Here is an 18540-nt window from a genome sequence, read left to right as displayed (position 1 = left end):
ATGAAACGAGTCGTAATCACCGGTATGGGTATTGTTTCAAGTATCGGTAACAACGTCGAAGAAGTTTTAGCATCATTAAAAGCGGGTAAATCAGGTATTACCGCTTCAGAACAGTTCAAGGAACAAGGCCTCCGCTCGCAAGTTTGGGGTAACCTAAAAATGAACCCAGCTGACCATATCGATCGCAAAAAAATGCGCTTTATGGGTGATGCAGCGGCATTTGCATACCTTTCAATGGAGCAAGCAATCGCTGATTCTGGCCTGACAGAAGAGCAAGTTTCAAACGATCGTACTGGTATTGTTGCGGGTTCTGGTGGTGCTTCATCTCTAAACCAAGTGAACGCGGTTGATATCCTGCGTGAAAAAGGCGTTAAGCGCGTTGGTCCATACATGGTTCCACGTACAATGGCGTCAACGGTTTCTGCTTGTCTAGCGACTCCTTTCAAAATCCGCGGTGTGAACTACTCAATGAGCTCTGCGTGTGCGACATCTGCTCACTGTATTGGTCACGCAATGGAACTTATCCAACTGGGTAAACAAGACGTAGTATTCGCTGGTGGCGGTGAAGAGCTAGATTGGTCTCTGACTATGATGTTCGACGCGATGGGCGCACTATCGACTAAGTACAACGACACTCCAGAGCAAGCATCTCGTACATACGATGCAGACCGTGACGGTTTCGTAATCTCTGGTGGCGGCGGCATGCTTGTTATCGAAGAGCTTGAGCACGCGAAAGCACGTGGCGCGAAAATTTACGGTGAGATCATAGGCTACGGTGCAACATCTGACGGTTACGACATGGTAGCTCCGTCTGGTGAAGGCGCAGTTCGCTGTATGAAGATGGCAATGCAAAACGTTGAAGGTGTTGACTACGTGAACACTCACGGTACTTCAACGCCAGTTGGTGACGTTAAAGAACTTGGTGCTATCCAAGAAGTGTTCGGTGGTAACAGCCCAGCTATTTCTGCAACGAAAGCGATGACAGGTCACGCTCTAGGTGCTGCTGGTGTACACGAAGCGATTTACTCAACGCTAATGCTAGACAATGGTTTCATTGCACCAAGCATCAACGTTGCAAACCTAGACGAAGCAGCAGCGGGTTTAGACATTGTAACTGAAGCTCGTGAGCAAGAGCTAACAACAGTTATGTCGAACAGCTTCGGTTTCGGCGGTACTAACGCAACACTAGTGATCAAAAAGTACCAAGACTAAGTCTGTACTTTCGTCACCAATAAACAGAATAAGTCTGACGACAGGTGTATAGATTATTAGATTTATAGGTTTCCAGAGCTTGATCAGTACTGGCTTTGGTTAGTCACTGATCGAACAGACGCAGACTCTGTCTCCTGGAGAGCGAGACAGGATCCTTTTGTTCTGGGTATTTGCCCGATTGTTTATTCAATCGGGCATTTTTCTTTTTATCACCAAGCAAATATACCAAAGTGAGGCGTTTTTCTATTTGCCCTCGACAGTCGCTGTCTAATTTTGCACAATCATTTCAATCCTCATTTTAGGTCGATGGACCGTAACTAAAGTACCCGCGTAATGAAAATCTTAATCGATGAAAATATGCCTTATGCTGAAGAACTATTCAGTCAACTGGGCGAAGTGATTTTAAAGTCAGGTCGAACCCTAACAGCTGACGACCTTGTAGATGTTGATGCTCTAATGATTCGCTCTGTAACTAAAGTGAATGAGTCACTGATCAGCAAAGCGAACAAATTGAAATTCGTTGGTACAGCAACCGCAGGTATGGATCATGTTGATCAAGACTTGATGAAAGAGCGTGGGATTTTTTTCACAGCCGCTCCGGGTTGCAACAAAGTCGGTGTAGCTGAGTACGTGTTTAGCGCAATGATGGTGCTGGCTCAGCAGCAAGGCTTTTCAGTATTCGACAAAACGGTCGGCATTATCGGTTGTGGTCAAGTGGGCAGCTACCTAGCAAAATGTTTGGAAGGTATCGGCATAAAAGTGCTTTTGAATGATCCTCTAAAACAGCAAGAGGGCGACGCGCGTGAGTTCACTGAGCTTGAAACTCTCCTAGAGCAAGCGGACATTATCACCACGCACACGCCGATCACCAAAACGGGTGACTACCCAACGCATCACTTGATCAACGAAACGGTACTAAACAACTTCCGTGCTGATCAAATCTTGATTAACGCAGCTCGCGGTCCTGTGGTGGACAACCAAGCACTGAAGGCTCGCTTACAAAAAGCGGATGGTTTCACAGCGGTATTGGATGTATTTGAATTCGAACCAGAAGTGGACATGGAGCTATTGCCACTGCTTGCCTTCGCAACACCGCATGTTGCTGGTTATGGTTTAGAGGGCAAAGCGCGCGGTACAACCATGATTTTCAACAGCTATTGTGAGTTCTTAGGTAAAGAGCAGCGTGCTTATGCCAGTGACTTATTGCCGACGGCACCAGTGCCGCAAATGAAATTAGATAGAGCATGGGACGAAGCAACACTGCACAATTTGACTCAGTTGATCTATGATGTGCGCAAAGACGACGCCTTATTCCGTCGCAATATCGCTACGCCAGGTTCTTTTGACCGCATGCGTAAAGAATATTGGGACCGCAGAGAATACAGTGCAGTCGAACTAACGGGTGATGAGACTTGTAACTTAGCACCGTTAGCGAAACTCGGTTTTATGGTAAAGCCAACTTTATAAAAGAGAGAAACAATGAGCCAAGAATTTAATATTGCTATTTTAGGTGCGACGGGTGCGGTTGGCGAAACCATTATCGAAGTACTAGAAGAGCGTAAATTCCCTGTCGGTGAACTGCACTTACTAGCAAGTGAACGTAGTGAAGGCAAAACCTACCGTTTCAATGGTAAAACGGTAAAAGTGCAGAATGTAGAAGACTTTGATTGGTCTCAAGTACACATCGCATTTTTCTCTGCTGGTGGTGATCTATCTGAGAAGTGGGCTCCGATTGCAGCAGACGAAGGCGTCGTTGTTATCGACAACACCTCTAAGTTCCGTTACGAGTACGATGTTCCTCTGGTTGTTCCTGAAGTGAACCCAGAAGCGATCGCAGAGTTCCGTAACCGTAACATCATTGCAAACCCGAACTGCTCAACTATCCAAATGGTTGTGGCACTAAAACCGATTCACGATGAAGTGGGTCTAGAGCGTATTAACGTTTCTACCTATCAATCGGTTTCTGGTGCAGGTAAGCCGGGTATTGATGAGTTAGCAGGCCAAACAGCGAAACTGCTCAACGGTATGCCAGCAGAGAACTCAGCGTTCCCTCAACAGATCGCGTTCAACTGTATCCCACAGATTGATGAGTTCACAGAAAATGGCTATACCCGTGAAGAGATGAAGATGGTTTGGGAAACTCAAAAAATCTTCGCTGATTCTTCAATCACAGTAAACCCAACCTGTGTTCGTGTACCAGTATTTTACGGCCACGCTGAATCTCTACACATTGAAACACGCTCTCCAATCGGAGCTGAGCATGTTGTTCAACTGCTAGAGAACACAGAAGGTATTGAAGTGTTCCACGGTGCAGAGTTCCCAACTCAGGTTCGTGATGCGGGCGGTAAAGACCATGTCATGGTTGGTCGTATCCGCGGTGATATCAGTCACTACAGTGGCGTGAACATGTGGGTTGTTGCGGATAACGTTCGTAAAGGCGCAGCGACCAACGCAGTACAAATCGGTGAAGTATTGATTCGCGATTACCTATAATCGAATCCCCTCACTGTTTACTGAAGCCTCACTCATTAGTGGGGCTTTTTTAATCAATCAAAAATACATCCTCATAAATTGTGTGAAATTGCTGCGAATATTGTCGTCGTAACACATTTTTTGTTTTCATCCCTATAGTTTTGCTCCTGATATCCGATATATTTAGTAGATCATTATTTTTCCGAATTTAAGCACCTAACTGAGCCTTTTATGTTTCAAATTTTCAAGCAGTGGTGGATGCCTTTAGCGTTTATCATTGCGACTCAGATTTCCGTAGTTCGTGCAGATACTATTCGAGTCGTTGGCCCTGATGGACAGATCAAATCCTCGCCAACATTCTCAGAGCCCGTTCGCGCTCAATCACTCAATCAAGCGAGTGAGCCTTCTCGATTTTATGGGCCAACCAATGGCAATGAAACCTTGTGGTCTATTGCGTCTCGGCTGCGCCCTGATAACTCAGTTTCCGTGCAACAAACGCTTTTGGCGATCTATCGATTAAACCCTCAGGCTTTTGAAAATCAAAACATCCACAGTTTAGTGCCATCGAGCTACCTACGTGTACCATCTTTAGAGCAGGCTCGAGCAAGCTCAACGCAGCAAGCTATCCAAATTATGGACTCGCACCAAGCTAAGCTGAATGCACCGTCTCGTCAGCCAGTCGCTCCCGCTAAACCAGAAGTAACGAGACCTGCGACAGCAAAACCTGATCCAGTTGTAAAACCTGAAACGGTTGAACCTAAGGTAACGGCTGAGACGAAACCTGCAGCGCCATCAAAGCCGCTGACTTCGTCTCAAGAAGATGAAGTTAATCAACTCGAGAAGCAGTTGGAGATGTCAGAATCTGAACTGTTGTCTCTTGAAGAGAAAAACCATCAGTTACGTTTGATGCTGTCGAATGTTCAGTCTGAAGTCGAATTACTTAAAAGTGAGCTGAGCGATGAAGACCGTATTCGTAACGAAGTAGAGAAGCTGCTCGAGGAAGAGCGTCAGAAGAACGCAGACATTGAAAAAATGGCTCCGAGCACCTTAGATCAACTGCTATCTAACGGTTGGCTCGTTGCAGCTTTGGCTATTATTCCAGGTCTTCTGGTTGGTCTTTTCATTATTATGCTTTTGGGTAGAAAGTCGAAACAAGACGAGCCCCAACAAGCTGAGCAAGGAACAAATAATTTACCTGAACAAAGTAATATGGTTCCAATGCCTCTCGATGAAGAGCTGGCGGATCTTGACACTGAGCTTTCCTTAGATGATGAGCTGTTCGGTACTGATAATGACACAGAGAAGCTGTTTGAAGACGAAGGTAGCAGTGCGCAAGAAGATGTCTTTGCTGGGCTGGACGACGCTGACCTGGACTTTAACCTTGACGGTGAAGATGACGACCCATTTGCCGGTATCGGGGACGACGGTGACCTAGATGGTAACTTCGAAGATATCGATCTAGACAGCAATGACCTTGGTAGCAATAACGGCATCAGTGTTAACGGCGAAGAAAAAGCCCTTGGTTTAGAAGAGATGGAGCGCGCCCTCGACGAAACAGTTGAGAGTGCGCTTGATTCTGATGAAGGTGACTTTGACCTCTCAGATGACAATCCAATGTCAGCCGATGATATTGAAGCACTATTGTCTCAGGATGCACAAACTGAAGATCTTGGCTCTAATGAGTTAGATCAGTCGATGTTGGATGATCTGTTTGCATCAAGCGATGACGATGATAGCTTCGATCTCGATACCTTGATGTCGGAAGACGACAGCTCTACGACGCCGGGTGTGAGCGATGACTTTGACATTGATGCGCTTATTTCAGAGCAGCAATCGTCAGTGGATGAGTCGCCAGCTTCTACCGAAACGCCTGACTTGGGTGACGAATTCGATATTGATGCTCTTATCTCAGAGCAACAATCGCCAGCTGAGACCGCAAGTAACAATGACATTGACGACATTTTTGCGCAAGTTGCTGAGCAAGCGCCAGCGGGTTCTGATAATGATTTCAATCTTGATGAACAAGAAGACCTGACATCTCAGTTCACAAGTGAACTCGCTTCTGATGATGATATCGAGAATATCCTTTCTCAATTTGATCTGCCAGAACCTGAAGAGGAAGCGCTGATTGGAGACGATCTACTCTCCAATAGCCCAGCATTGGCTTCTAACGAAAGCACGGATTTGCTCGATGAGTTGCTAGATGGTGACGATGTAGATCTTAGCAATTCAACCGATCTTCTTGATGAGATGATCGGAGATGACGATGATACCGACCAACAAGAGCATCTAGACTTAGATCCACTTACGGAACTTGAAGAGCTGTCTGGATTATCTGAAGAAAGTGAAGATGACTTTAAACTAGATGAAAGCAGCACGGATCTACTCGATGACTTTTTAGATGACGATGATACACCGTTAACACTTGAAGAGGATGAAACACTCGATGAACTCCTAGGTAATGATTTCTCTGAGTCATCACTGTTAGAGCCAGAAGCGGAAGAAGCGTCGGAATCACTCGACCCGTTTGACGAGCTATTAACCAACGGTATTGATGATTTAGATCTTGAACAAGGCGCCCAGCCTGAAGAATCAAGTTTTGAGCAGTCTCTCTCTTCAGCGCTTGAAGAGACGGCTGAAACTTCAGAAGCGAACTTAGGTGAACTTGAGCACTCCGATACAGCAGAAGTGCCTGAGCGGAAAGAAGATGCTGACCAAGAGAGTGCGGCGGAACGTCAATCTGAAGCGTTAGAAACGGAGAGCTCACTTGATGATGCCGAAGTGCATGATGAGCCAACGGTTCCGGTTGAACAAGAAAGTAAAGATTTCAACCGCAACGATTTCATCGGTGACATGCACGATATTGCACCTCAAGCAGACGCCTTGTTTGATGAGTCTACTCAGCACTCAGACACTGCTGCGTCTGATGATGCGACTCTAGAAAACGCCTCAGTTACTGAAGAGACGGACGAAAGCGCAATTATTGATGAAGATAAGCTGGCTTTTCCAAACGTTGACAACTTAGATCAGGATATCGCATCGGTTGAAGAGTCTCCGTCACAAGAGTCAGAGCCTGAGCTAGAAGCGTTTGATGAATCGTTACCATCTGAAGATTTGCAAGAGAGTGTCGAAGAATTACTGTCTCAACCTGAGCCAGAAGTGAAATCGACTCCAAATGATCTCGAGGATGTCTTGGCTGCGGATGTAGAGCAACAGACACCCCCTCAAGTGACAGATGAACAAGCGCTAGAAGATTCGACGGAGCTTGAAGATGATTGGCTCTCTGCAGCAATCGATGATGTTGAGTCACCGCAAGCTGTAGAGTCGGATTTCGACTTCGCGCCGAAAATTGAAGCTAGCGAGCCTCAGCTAGATATGGAAGACTCCTTGCCAGAGCCAGAGCCAGAGCCAGAGCCAGAGCCAGAGCCAGAGCCAGAGCCAGAGCCAGAGCCAGAGCCAGAGCCAGAGCCAGAGCCAGAGCCAGAGCCAGAGCCAGTTCGTGCTGCGAATATGCCTGAGATCATTCCAAATGAGTTTGGCGTTCCAGAAGATGATGATTGGTTGTTCGAAGATGATACGAGTTCTGAGCCTTTAACGGAAGAGGCGCAGGTTGATGAATCACCAGCGTCTGAATTACCAGCTCCAGAAGCACCATCTCCAGAGCAAGTCGCTGATGAAGCGTTTTCGTTCGATGATCTAGAGCTGCCAGAGTTTGATGAAGACGACGCATTCGATGCCGTTCAAAATGAGCCGCAACTAGAATCAGAAGCCCCTGTTCAAGAGCAAACAGCAGAGGAAGAGTTCTCGTTCGATGATCTAGAGCTGCCAGAGTTTGATGAAGACGACGCATTCGATGCCGTTCAAAATGAGCCGCAACTAGAATCAGAAGCCCCTGTTCAAGAGCAAACTGCTGAGGAAGAGTTCTCGTTCGATGATTTAGAGCTGCCAGAGTTTGATGAAGACGATGCACTCGATGCCGTTCAAAATGAGTCACAGCCAGAAACAGAGTCGTCAGCCCCTGAACAAACTGCTGAAGACGAACTCTCGTTCGACGATTTGGAACTACCAGACTTTGAAGAAGAGGACGCTTTAGCTGAGATCCTAAGTGGTGAAGATGATGCCCAATTGGAGCAAGATCTTACGATTGATGATAATGCGCTTGAGCTTGAAGAGAGTGAGTTACCTGAGTACGACGAAGAGAGTGCAAAAGCCGATGCGGTGTTAGATGACATCGAATTGCAGCAGCCTGAACCAGTCCCTCTTGAGCCGGGGGTAGAGCTTGATGAAAGTAAGCTACCTGAGTATGGCGAAGATGAGGCGCTGAGCGACGCGTTCTCTGAAATTGGCGAGCCACTCAATACATACGGCGCGCAAGCGGAAGAGCAAGATGCACTGCATGACCTTTTCTCCGGTGCGAATAGCTTTGTGAGTGATGAGATTACGTCGCATCAGCCTGAAGCAGAACAACCATCATCGCCAGTTACACAAGATGAACCATTAGAGGGTTTTGACGAATTCGATGAGTCAGCATTAGCAGAGCTGCTATCTGAAGATGTACAAGACTCGGTTGACTCGATGTTCGAGCAACCAATGGACGACACCGCCATTGACAGTGCTGGTCTTGATATTGATGCCATGTTGGAAGTGGGTGGCGAAGATTGGAAAGGTTTCAGCTTAGAGCCTGATCAGCAATCGAGCTTATCTCATGATGTACCGGATGATCAGCAAGAGATCTGGGAGTCTGCACAGCGTCAAGTAGAACCTCAAATTCAAGAGGAGAACTGGGGGGCGCAAGACCAACTGCTCGAAGCCACGGCTGAAAAAGAGCAACAGTTTATGACTATTGATGAACTGATGGCGCAGGTGGAGCAAGAAAATGGTGAGGCGGTGAATCCCGATGAAGAAGAACTGAAGCTAGACGTTGGTCTGAATGAGTTCCCTGACGTAATTGGCGATATCGGTAATTATGATGTCGATAGCAATGCTGAAGCAGCGGGTAAGCTAGACCTTGCTAAGATCTACATCGAAATGAGCGATCCGCAAGGCGCAATTAAGTTGTTGGAAGAGGCCATTGTTGATGGTTCGGATGACATTCGCCGAGAAGCGAAGAACTTAATAGATACATTAAACGGGCGCTAAGCCAAGAAAGTCAAAAGAGAGCCAGATATATGGCTCTCTTTTTTTATCGGTAGTTTTCTGCTAAGCGGTTTGGGATACGCTCCTTTTACGTATATACTTCGAGCCCCATTTTCAAAGAGATCAAAAACATGAAAATTGCTTTAGGTATTGAATATGACGGTACCCACTATTTTGGTTGGCAGCGCCAACGTGACGTAAAGAGTGTCCAAGAATCTTTGGAAAAGGCGCTTTCGGTTGTCGCAAACCACCCTGTTGAAGTGCAATGTGCAGGTCGAACAGACGCTGGAGTACATGGTACAGGGCAGGTTGTTCACTTTGAAACCAATGTAAACCGCAAAATGGTGGCATGGACAATGGGTGCCAATGCAAACATGCCCAAAGATATTGCGGTTCGTTGGGCAAAAGAGGTGCCTGAAGATTTTCACGCTCGTTTCTCAGCAACGGCGCGTCGCTACCGTTACGTGATATTCAATCATGCACTTCGCCCGGGGATTTTGAACTCAGGTGTGAGTCATTATCATGGTCAGCTTGATGAGAAGAAAATGCATGAAGCAGGGCAGTACTTACTGGGCGAGAATGATTTCACCTCGTTCCGAGCGACGCATTGTCAGTCTCATAGCCCTTGGCGTAACCTGATGCACTTAAACGTTACCCGTCATGGTCACTATATTGTGATTGATATTAAAGCCAATGCTTTTGTGCATCACATGGTGCGTAATATCACGGGTAGTTTGATCGCTGTCGGTAAAGGAGAGCAAGAACCGCAATGGATTAAGTGGTTACTTGAAGCCAAAGATAGAAAGTTGGCTGGTGCGACGGCTAAGGCGGAGGGGCTCTATTTGATTGATGTGGATTATCCTGCACACTTTGAGCTTCCAAGAGAGCCGATCGGCCCACTATTTTTGCCTGATAATTTGAACTAAATGTGGGACTTAGGTTCAAAAAATATGACGAAATCGTGCGTAAAATAGCTCGTAAAAATAGGTACAACCAGTTTTTTATCTACACTTGCTGTTTTATGTGTTTTAATCTCCTCGCATAATTCCCAAATTTATTTCTTTCGCAATTAGGCGGAAGAATCGAAAGAAAAGGTCTTCCATGAGTTGGCTTGAAAAGATTTTAGAAAAAAGCAACATCGTAACTTCTCGTAAAGCGTCTATCCCTGAGGGTGTTTGGACTAAATGTACCTCTTGTGAGCAGGTTCTTTACCATGCTGAGCTAGAGCGTAACTTAGAAGTATGTCCAAAATGTGACCATCACATGCGCATGAAAGCGCGTCGCCGTTTAGAAACTTTCTTAGATGAAGGTGAGCGCGTCGAGCTAGGTTCTGAGTTAGAGCCACAAGATAAACTAAAATTCAAAGATTCAAAGCGCTATAAAGAGCGTATCTCTTCTGCTCAAAAGAGCAGTGGCGAAACAGACGCACTTGTTGCAATGAAAGGTGAACTTTTAGGTCTACCTATCGTTGCTTGCGCATTTGAATTCTCATTCATGGGCGGATCAATGGGTTCGGTTGTGGGTGCTCGTTTCGTTCGTGCGGTTGACGCAGCTATCGAGAACAACTGCGGTCTTGTATGTTTCTCTGCTAGTGGCGGTGCTCGTATGCAAGAAGCACTGATGTCTCTTATGCAGATGGCAAAAACCAGTGCGGCTCTAGAGCGTCTTTCTGCGAAAGGTCTACCATTTATCTCTGTGATGACTGACCCAACAATGGGTGGTGTTTCAGCAAGTCTAGCGATGCTAGGTGATGTGAACATCGGTGAGCCGAAAGCACTTATCGGTTTTGCTGGTCGTCGTGTTATCGAGCAAACGGTACGTGAAGATCTACCTGAAGGTTTCCAACGCAGTGAGTTCCTACTAGAGCATGGTGCTATCGATATGATCGTAGATCGTCGTGACATGCGTCAGCGTGTAGGTAGTCTAATCGCGAAAATGACTAACCAGCCTTCACCATTAGTAGTTTCTGTGAACGATTCACCGAATGAAGCTACTTATGAAGTACCAGAAGCGCCAGAAAAAGGGTAAAGTACCATCTAACAAACCTACTTACATATGGTTATGAGTTAGATGAGTCAACAACCAATTCCTCAAGCCACATCCTCTCTCGAGATGTGGCTTGATTATTTAACAAACATTCACACCAGTGCGATCGACCTCGGATTAGACCGTGTTCAAGCTGTCGCACAGAAATCCAACCTTACTAAACCTGCTAAGCATGTGATTACGGTTGCCGGGACGAACGGCAAAGGCTCAACATGTGCGTTGATGGAAGCGATTCTTCTTGATGCTGGCTACTCAGTTGGCGTATACAGCTCTCCACACCTGATTCGTTACAACGAACGTGTTCGTATAAATGGCCAAGATCTCTCAGACCAACAATTGGTCGACTCTTTCGATTTTATTGAGAAAGAACGAGGCGAAATTAGTCTAAGCTTTTTCGAGTACGGCACTTTAGCCGCCCTGCGCGCTTTCCAAGTTGAAAATGTCGATGTGGTGCTTCTAGAAGTGGGTCTCGGTGGGCGTCTCGATGCAACTAATGTCGTTGACCATGACGTTTCTGTTATCACCAGTTTAGCGGTCGACCATGTTGACTGGCTAGGCGATGATATTAACGTAATTGGCTTTGAGAAAGCGGGCATCTACCGCAGTGGTAAACCTGCAATTTGTGGTCAACCTAAGCCGCCAGCAACGGTCGCAGCACATGCAGACGATATTCGAGCGGACTTCTATCAAGTTGGCATTCAATACACTTATGAAGTGACGGGTGATACTTGGGACTGGCATAGTGGTGCATTCCACCTTGAACAGCTACCTATTCCAAGCCTACCACTACCGAATGCTGCAACAGCGTTAATGGCTCTTGGGACCTCAGAACTGGACATCAGTGACGTTAATGTTGTCAATGGTCTTAAGAATGCTCAGCTTCCAGGTCGTATGCAGAAGATCAGTGACAAACCAACAATCATCCTAGATGTGGCACACAATCCACATTCGGCTGAGTATTTTGTTAAGCAAGTTGGCCAACAGTATGCAGGTAAAACACTGCATGTGGTGGTCGCTATGCTGCACGATAAAGACATTCCTGCCACGTTAGAGGTGCTAACTCCAATCGCTCAGCATTGGTATCCAGCGTCGCTACAAGGCCCGAGAGCAGCGAAAGCGGCAGAGTTGTGTGAAAGCTTACCAAGTGGCACAACAGAGTATTCTTCGCCTGTAGAGGCATTTGAGGCGGCGCTATCTACTGTAAGCGAAGACGAAGTGATTCTTGTTGTGGGTTCATTCCATACCGTGGGTGAAGTACTGGAGCACTGGCAAACAAAAGGAAACTAAATGGCAAGTAAATTCCAAAGCCGCTTAGTGGGCACTATTATTTTGGTGGCCGTTGGCGTTATTGTTCTTCCGGACGTACTGGATGGCAAAAAGCTTCACTATAAAGAGGAGTTTGCAAGCATTCCAATTAAGCCTGAATTAGAAGGTGATGTTGAAGTGTTCGAGGTACTCGATCCTGTCGAAGACCAAATTGCACTGCCAGATTCACCGGTAGAAGCGGTTGTTCAAGAGTTATCGCAACCAGAATCTGTCACAGCTACCAAAGAGAGTGATGTCGATGATAATGTCGAGATTGCGATCAAGCCGGTGACTGAAAAGAATGAGTATCAAGATAGCGCTTGGATCATCCAACTCATGGCATTGAAGAATGCAGACAACGCTAAGAACGTTGTGAAGGATCTGCAAAAGCGTGGTTATCAAGCGCATACCAAGCAAGAAAACACATTTACGCGAGTCATCATTGGCCCAGATATCTCTAAATCCAAACTTGAGCGTCAAATTAAGGAATTAGAAAAAATTACTGGTTCAAAAGGCCAATTGCTCAAATTTAAACCGTTAAATCCATAAGAAAACGTTTGCGTCAGCATTTTTTCTGTTAAAATGCGCGCCAACTTAAGATGAAGAATTCATGAATTGGTTAGATTTTATCATTTTAGGGGTGATCGGCTTTTCAGCTTTGATCAGTTTAGTTCGTGGTTTTGCTAAGGAAGCACTGTCACTCGTTATTTGGTTTGGTGCCTTTTTTATCGCCAGCCAGTATTACGCCAAATTGGCGGTTTACTTTACAAATATCGAAGATGACATGTTTCGAAATGGCGCCGCGATAGCAGCACTGTTTGTTTCGACTCTGGTTGTCGGTGCGTTAATCAATTACGTGATTGGGCAGCTAGTACAGAAAACGGGCTTGTCTGGTACAGATAGAATCCTGGGTATCGTCTTCGGCGGTTTACGAGGTGTTCTGATTGTGTCAGCGGTGCTGTTTTTTATGGATGCTTTTACTGCATTCCCAAGTTCTGAGTGGTGGAAGAACTCGCAGTTGGTTCCTGAATTCAGTCGAATCATTGCACCGTTCTTCGAGCATTTACAAGCAACATCAAGTTTCTTATCTGGCGCGCTTTAGCGCCAGTTAATGTCGAAAATCGAGGATTAGGACATGTGTGGTATTGTTGGAATCGTGGGTTCAACACCTGTAAACCAGTCAATTTATGACGCTTTAACGGTATTGCAGCATCGTGGCCAAGATGCCGCTGGTATTTGTACCATAGAAAGCAATCGTTTTCGTCTGCGTAAGGCGAACGGTTTAGTTAAAGATGTTTTCGAAGCTAAACACATGCAACGCCTCCAAGGTGATGTTGGTATCGGTCATGTTCGTTACCCAACAGCAGGTAGCTCTAGCGCTTCTGAAGCTCAACCTTTCTACGTAAACTCGCCATTTGGCATTACCCTAGCTCACAACGGTAACCTAACGAACGCAAACGAAGTTCGTGAGAAGCTGTTTGAAAAAGACCGTCGTCACGTAAACACAACATCAGATTCTGAAGTACTGCTAAACGTACTGGCTCACGAGATCGATACTGTGAAAGGCAACGTAACGTCTGACGATGTATTCCGCGCAGTGGCTAATGTACACCGCACCATTCGTGGCGCTTACGCAGTAACAGCCATGATCATCGGCCACGGTATGATTGCGTTCCGCGATCCAAACGGTATTCGCCCACTGTGTCTTGGTAAGCGTGAAGTTAATGGTCGCACTGAGTACATGGTCGCGTCTGAGTCGGTCGCGCTAGATGCGGTTGGTTTCGATTTTGTGCGCGACGTTGCGCCGGGCGAGGCTATCTACGCTACGTTTGAAGGTGAGCTGTTTACTAAGCAGTGTGCTGACAATCCAAAACTGAACCCTTGTATTTTCGAATTTGTTTACTTTGCACGCCCAGACTCTTTTATCGACAAGATCTCTGTCTACAGTGCGCGTGTTGAGATGGGTGAAGCACTGGGTCGTCGTATCAAAGACGAATACTCAGATCTTGATATCGACGTGGTTATCCCAATCCCAGAAACATCGAATGACATTGCTCTACGCATTGCTCAAGCGATTGAGAAGCCATATCGTCAAGGCTTCGTGAAGAACCGTTACGTAGGTCGTACTTTCATCATGCCGGGTCAACAGCAGCGCAAGAAATCTGTTCGTCGTAAACTCAATGCGATTCGCTCTGAATTTAAAGGCAAGAATGTACTGTTAGTCGATGATTCTATTGTCCGTGGTACAACTTCAGAGCAGATCATTGAGATGGCTCGTGACTCTGGTGCCAACAAGGTTTACATGGTTTCAGCTGCACCAGAAGTTCGTTTCCCGAATGTTTACGGTATCGATATGCCGAGTGCAAATGAGTTAATTGCTCACGGTCGTGACAATCAAACCATCTGTGACCAAATTGGCGCAGACGCGCTTATCTTCCAAAAATTGGATGATCTGATTGAAGCGGTAGGTCAAGGCAACCAAGACATTACTCAATTTGATACTTCGGTATTCAACGGTGAGTACGTGACAGGTGATATCGACCAGAAGTACCTAGACTTCCTAGATGCACTGCGTAACGATGATTCAAAGATACAGCGTGAGATTCAGCAAGATTTAGCCAACCTAGAGCTACACAACGAAGGTGCTTAAGCTTTATTTACCGCTTAGTTAGCTAATTTATCGCTTTCTCTGCAAACCAAAGACTAAAACCAGAGCGCTGAGGCTCTGGTTTTTTATGGGGTAAGCAGAATTTTTTGATTAATGAATGTGGTACGCGATCACAAAATCGATAAATAGACGTACTTTTTCTGGCAGGTGATCTTTGTGATTGTAGAGCATGTAAATGTCTCTCGGGTTAGCACTCCAATCATCTAACACCCGCACTAAACTGCCATCTTCAATGTACTCACGGATCATAACATCTGGCATTAGAGTGATGCCTAAGCCTTCTGAACATGCCTGTCTTACTACGTTTAACGCATTAGCATTGAAACGACCTTTTTCTGTGTTTACCACACTTTCGTCGTTGGAGTTGCTTAGCTGCCATTTGATTAAAGGGTAACCTTTGAGAAGTGAGTGATTAGCTAGCTCTTCTGCATGGGTAGGGGCTGGGTTTTTCGCTAAATAATCAGGACTTGCTACGAGTATGTCCTTAACTTCGCTGATCTTACGAGCAATAAGGCTAGAGTCTCGCTGTGGGCCAACACGAAAAATAACGTCCCATTCAGTCGGGTCGAGTTGGTCAGCTTGGTTGTTCATCATAAGCTCAATGTTGATATCTGGGTATTGGCTCATGAAGTCGCTGAACATTGGCATCATCATACGCTTGGTTAGGTTTGATGGTGCGGAAATACGGATCTTACCTGATGCGCCCTTGCAGACATCTGTTAATTCTTCAGCCGTTGATGCCAAACGCTGTAGTAACGGTGAGCACTCATTGAAAAAACGCTCTCCAGCCTCTGTCAATGAAAGTTTACGCGCATGTCTGTTTAGAAGCCTCAGATTTAGAGAGTCTTCCAAAGCTTGAATACGTCGTGTGATCGTCGCAACCGGAATCATAGTTTTGCGCGAGGTTGCGGTGTAGCTCCCATTTTCGACGACTAATCGAAACAGGTTTAAATCATCTAATTTCATAAATCCAGATACATTTATTTACAAACTTACTTAATTTATACGTAACACCGAGAACAAAGTTTGCGTCACGTCAACTTGTTGCACTATTTACAAGTATTCCAATCCCTGATGGTAATTACCAGTAAAGTTAGCAAATTTGTGTATTCACCAATTTATTACTAAGTTTGATAGAGAGCTCTTAGAACAGATAACAATAATAAATCGACTTTTTTGTGAGGTTAATGAGTATGTATAAAACTCACAGTCAGCCCGTTACGACCTCGGCACAGGAAGCGCTCAACCAAAAATGCATAATGTTGGTTGATGATGACCCCATCTTTCGCCGCATAACATCAGCATACCTTGATGCTGTCGGGTATCGTGTGGTTGAAGCTGAAAACGGCTTAGACGCACTTCAAAAATTACGCGACGCAGCACCCGATCTCATCGTGTGTGATCTCTCCATGCCGATACTCGATGGTATCGAGCTCGTAGAAGAGTTAAGTCTCGAATACCCATCACTGCCTATGATTGTGGTTTCTGCCACTGATGAAATGTCAGACGTTGCTAAAGCGCTGCGTTTTGGTATTAAGGACTTCCTACCTAAGCCACTGGAAGATCCAAACCACTTAGGTAGTGCTATAGAAAACACTTTGAAAGATTCCTTTGATAACATGAATAGTCAAAGGGACTTTTCGAGCCAATGGTTCAGTGTCGACGATGGTGGTGAGATACCTGAAGACCAAGAGCTGCATTGGCATTTGAATTATCTTCAGAATAACCCAAGCGCTGCACGAGATTTGCTGCACGCACTGTTACCCGATAAAGATACCAGCCAAGGTACTTGGCGCAGCAGTTATCGTTTACTGCAGTCGACAGAGATGATGCCCTTGGTGTTTGATTATGCCTGGCTGATGAATGGGCAGTTTGTGTTTTATCTTGTGGACTCTTCGTCGTCATCTGAGGGCGGGGCGGCCACCACCTTGTTAGTACGAGCCTTGTTCCACGATTACGTTAGAAATCTACAAAGTTTCAGTGCAGATCTGAAAGATATGGCGGAGATTTTAGAGAAGGGCATTCAATGCTCACAGTGCGCGACTCCGGTGAATGCACTGTTTGGTGTTGCCAACCTAGCTGAGGGTACCGTTTCTATATTACCAGCGGGTTTGGATGGTCAGTGGTCAAATGGCCTAGTCAATCAACACATTGCCGCAGGGCAGAGGTTAGGTGAAAACTGCAAGAAGAACTTCATTACTGACAGGCTTCCGATCGAGACAGGTTGTCAGCTCTCTTTGAGTCTTTTAGGTTCAGCCAGTTTTAGTCTCGACCTGCATCAAGGCGGTGGCGATTAACCCTACAGTTGCTCGGTATTTGTAGATGTTTTATTAAGGTATAGTTGCAAAATTGTGTGGCTATACCTTTTTTGTTGAGTGTCATTTAACAGAAACTATGTGGGTTAGCGTTAATATTGTAAGAAAGAAATAATCATGGCAGATAATCAAGATTTTAAAGACCCGTTTAATGTATTCTACTTTTTAGGATTTTTATTAGCATTTGCAGCGATTCCGCTACTACCTGCAACTCTAACGCTTTACCGTGTTTTCAATGGTTACGCGACATTTTAAAGACTTCCGGAGGTCACTATTAGCATTAAAGTTCTTAGCCTGAACCTCGCTGGTGGCCTCTGCATTATCCTCGCTTTTCTAGGCATTGTTTTACCTTTACTACCAACAACACCTTTTTTGCTACTAGCAAGTGCTTGTTTCATGCGCAGTAGTCCGCGCTTGCATCGTTGGATGCACCAACACCCAACATTAGGCCCTCTGCTTACCAACTGGTATGAACATGGTGCGGTCACAAAACGCGTGAAAAGTCGTGGTGTGCTGTTTATTCTTCTTAGCTTTTCACTCTCTATCTACTTTGCACCTATTGTATGGGTAAAAGTGTTCCTAATTGCCGTACTTGTTATTCTTCTCACATGGTTTATTCGCCTTCCTACCCACGAGTTAGTTGCTGACAGCAAAGAAAATCACTAACATTAAGCCAGTGTGCCTGCTAACTTATAGCGGGCGTTTATTTTTTCAGCATCAGAGTTATGACTCTGATTGCAATGAAAGCCAACCAAGCCTTTCTCAAGCAAAAATAGTAACGACGATGGCGTTGATTGATGTTGGGAAAGCGGCCTAATGAAGTGCATCACTATTATGAACACAGAAAAAATCGCTCTGATCAAATCAAGCATCAAAAGCATTCCTGATTACCCAAAAGCGGGCATTCTATTTCGCGACGTAACTAGCCTTATGGAAGATCCGGCTGCTTACAAAGCGACGATCGAACTGTTAGTGGATACTTACAAAGACATGGGTTTCACTAAAGTTGTTGGTACGGAAGCGCGCGGTTTCCTATTTGGTGCGCCACTAGCGCTTGAGTTGGGTGTTGGTTTTGTTCCTGTTCGTAAGCCGGGCAAGCTACCGCGTCAAACTGTGGCACAGTCGTACGAGCTTGAGTACGGTACAGATACGCTTGAGATCCACACTGACGCGATCTCTGAAGGCGATAAAGTGCTGATGGTCGATGACCTATTGGCAACAGGTGGTACTATTGAAGCGACAACTAAACTGATTCGTCAGCTTGGTGGTGTTGTAGACCACGCAGCCTTTGTTATTAATCTTCCTGAAATTGGCGGTGACAAGCGCTTAGAGGGCCTAGGCCTTGAAGTGTTTAGTATCTGCGAATTTGACGGTCATTAATCCTTT

Annotated in this window: 15 protein-coding genes; 14 read left to right on the top strand and 1 reads right to left on the bottom strand. The window is 45.6% G+C overall.

All coding sequences use genetic code 11. From position 1 onward, the window contains the following. The 10 genes from fabB to purF all read left to right on the top strand — a co-directional run bounded on the left by fabB (position 1) and on the right by purF (position 14821). Positions 1 to 1212 (top strand): beta-ketoacyl-ACP synthase I, encoded by a 1212-nt coding sequence (gene fabB / locus AC6I7V_RS09545; RefSeq protein ID WP_498010772.1) that lies wholly within the window; start codon positions 1 to 3, stop codon positions 1210 to 1212. Between the two features lie 333 nt (positions 1213 to 1545). Then, complete coding sequence (locus AC6I7V_RS09540; protein WP_255230238.1) at positions 1546 to 2679, top strand: 4-phosphoerythronate dehydrogenase; 1134 nt, start codon at positions 1546 to 1548, stop codon at positions 2677 to 2679. Positions 2680 to 2691: 12 nt separating this feature from the next. Next, positions 2692 to 3705 carry an aspartate-semialdehyde dehydrogenase gene (locus tag AC6I7V_RS09535; RefSeq protein WP_255230239.1) on the top strand — a complete coding sequence of 338 codons (1014 nt, stop codon included), beginning with the start codon at positions 2692 to 2694 and terminating at the stop codon, positions 3703 to 3705. A 210-nt stretch (positions 3706 to 3915) separates the two neighbouring features. Beyond that, entirely contained in the window at positions 3916 to 8823 is a 4908-nt protein-coding gene (locus AC6I7V_RS09530) for a FimV/HubP family polar landmark protein (RefSeq protein ID WP_498010771.1), read from the top strand. Positions 8824 to 8951: 128 nt separating this feature from the next. Further along, positions 8952 to 9746: a tRNA pseudouridine(38-40) synthase TruA gene (truA, locus tag AC6I7V_RS09525; RefSeq protein ID WP_255230242.1), complete on the top strand. Its 795-nt coding sequence runs from the start codon at positions 8952 to 8954 to the stop codon at positions 9744 to 9746. Between the two features lie 175 nt (positions 9747 to 9921). Next, positions 9922 to 10848, top strand: coding sequence for an acetyl-CoA carboxylase, carboxyltransferase subunit beta (gene accD, locus AC6I7V_RS09520; protein ID WP_255230244.1), 927 nt, complete (start codon positions 9922 to 9924; stop codon positions 10846 to 10848). Between the two features lie 42 nt (positions 10849 to 10890). Next, a complete protein-coding gene (folC, locus tag AC6I7V_RS09515) occupies positions 10891 to 12153 on the top strand; it encodes a bifunctional tetrahydrofolate synthase/dihydrofolate synthase (RefSeq protein WP_498010770.1) in 1263 nt (420 codons plus the stop codon). After that, on the top strand, positions 12154 to 12720 hold the full coding sequence (locus AC6I7V_RS09510) for an SPOR domain-containing protein (protein WP_498010769.1): 567 nt from the start codon (positions 12154 to 12156) through the stop codon (positions 12718 to 12720). 61 nt (positions 12721 to 12781) lie between these two features. After that, on the top strand, positions 12782 to 13273 hold the full coding sequence (locus tag AC6I7V_RS09505; RefSeq protein WP_255230248.1) for a CvpA family protein: 492 nt from the start codon (positions 12782 to 12784) through the stop codon (positions 13271 to 13273). A 33-nt stretch (positions 13274 to 13306) separates the two neighbouring features. Further along, positions 13307 to 14821, top strand: coding sequence for an amidophosphoribosyltransferase (gene purF, locus AC6I7V_RS09500; RefSeq protein ID WP_255230249.1), 1515 nt, complete (start codon positions 13307 to 13309; stop codon positions 14819 to 14821). Between the two features lie 108 nt (positions 14822 to 14929). On the opposite strand, the gene AC6I7V_RS09495 is transcribed toward purF, so the two are convergent. Beyond that, positions 14930 to 15805, bottom strand: a complete 876-nt coding sequence (locus tag AC6I7V_RS09495) for a LysR family transcriptional regulator (RefSeq protein WP_150893855.1) — start codon at positions 15803 to 15805, stop codon at positions 14930 to 14932. Positions 15806 to 16032: 227 nt separating this feature from the next. Here AC6I7V_RS09495 and AC6I7V_RS09490 point away from each other — a divergent pair, with 227 nt between their 5' ends. The 4 genes from AC6I7V_RS09490 to apt all read left to right on the top strand — a co-directional run bounded on the left by AC6I7V_RS09490 (position 16033) and on the right by apt (position 18534). Beyond that, on the top strand, positions 16033 to 17136 hold the full coding sequence (locus AC6I7V_RS09490; RefSeq protein ID WP_261881877.1) for a response regulator: 1104 nt from the start codon (positions 16033 to 16035) through the stop codon (positions 17134 to 17136). A gap of 135 nt (positions 17137 to 17271) precedes the next feature. After that, positions 17272 to 17409: a hypothetical protein gene (locus AC6I7V_RS09485; RefSeq protein ID WP_239841369.1), complete on the top strand. Its 138-nt coding sequence runs from the start codon at positions 17272 to 17274 to the stop codon at positions 17407 to 17409. 18 nt (positions 17410 to 17427) lie between these two features. After that, positions 17428 to 17820: a YbaN family protein gene (locus AC6I7V_RS09480; RefSeq protein WP_255231810.1), complete on the top strand. Its 393-nt coding sequence runs from the start codon at positions 17428 to 17430 to the stop codon at positions 17818 to 17820. 168 nt (positions 17821 to 17988) lie between these two features. After that, positions 17989 to 18534, top strand: a complete 546-nt coding sequence (gene apt / locus AC6I7V_RS09475) for an adenine phosphoribosyltransferase (protein ID WP_032552216.1) — start codon at positions 17989 to 17991, stop codon at positions 18532 to 18534. Positions 18535 to 18540 lie beyond the last annotated feature (6 nt).

Source organism: Vibrio sp. KUL70 (genome assembly GCF_059725515.1).
This window is presented reverse-complemented; position numbering and strand designations above follow the sequence as displayed.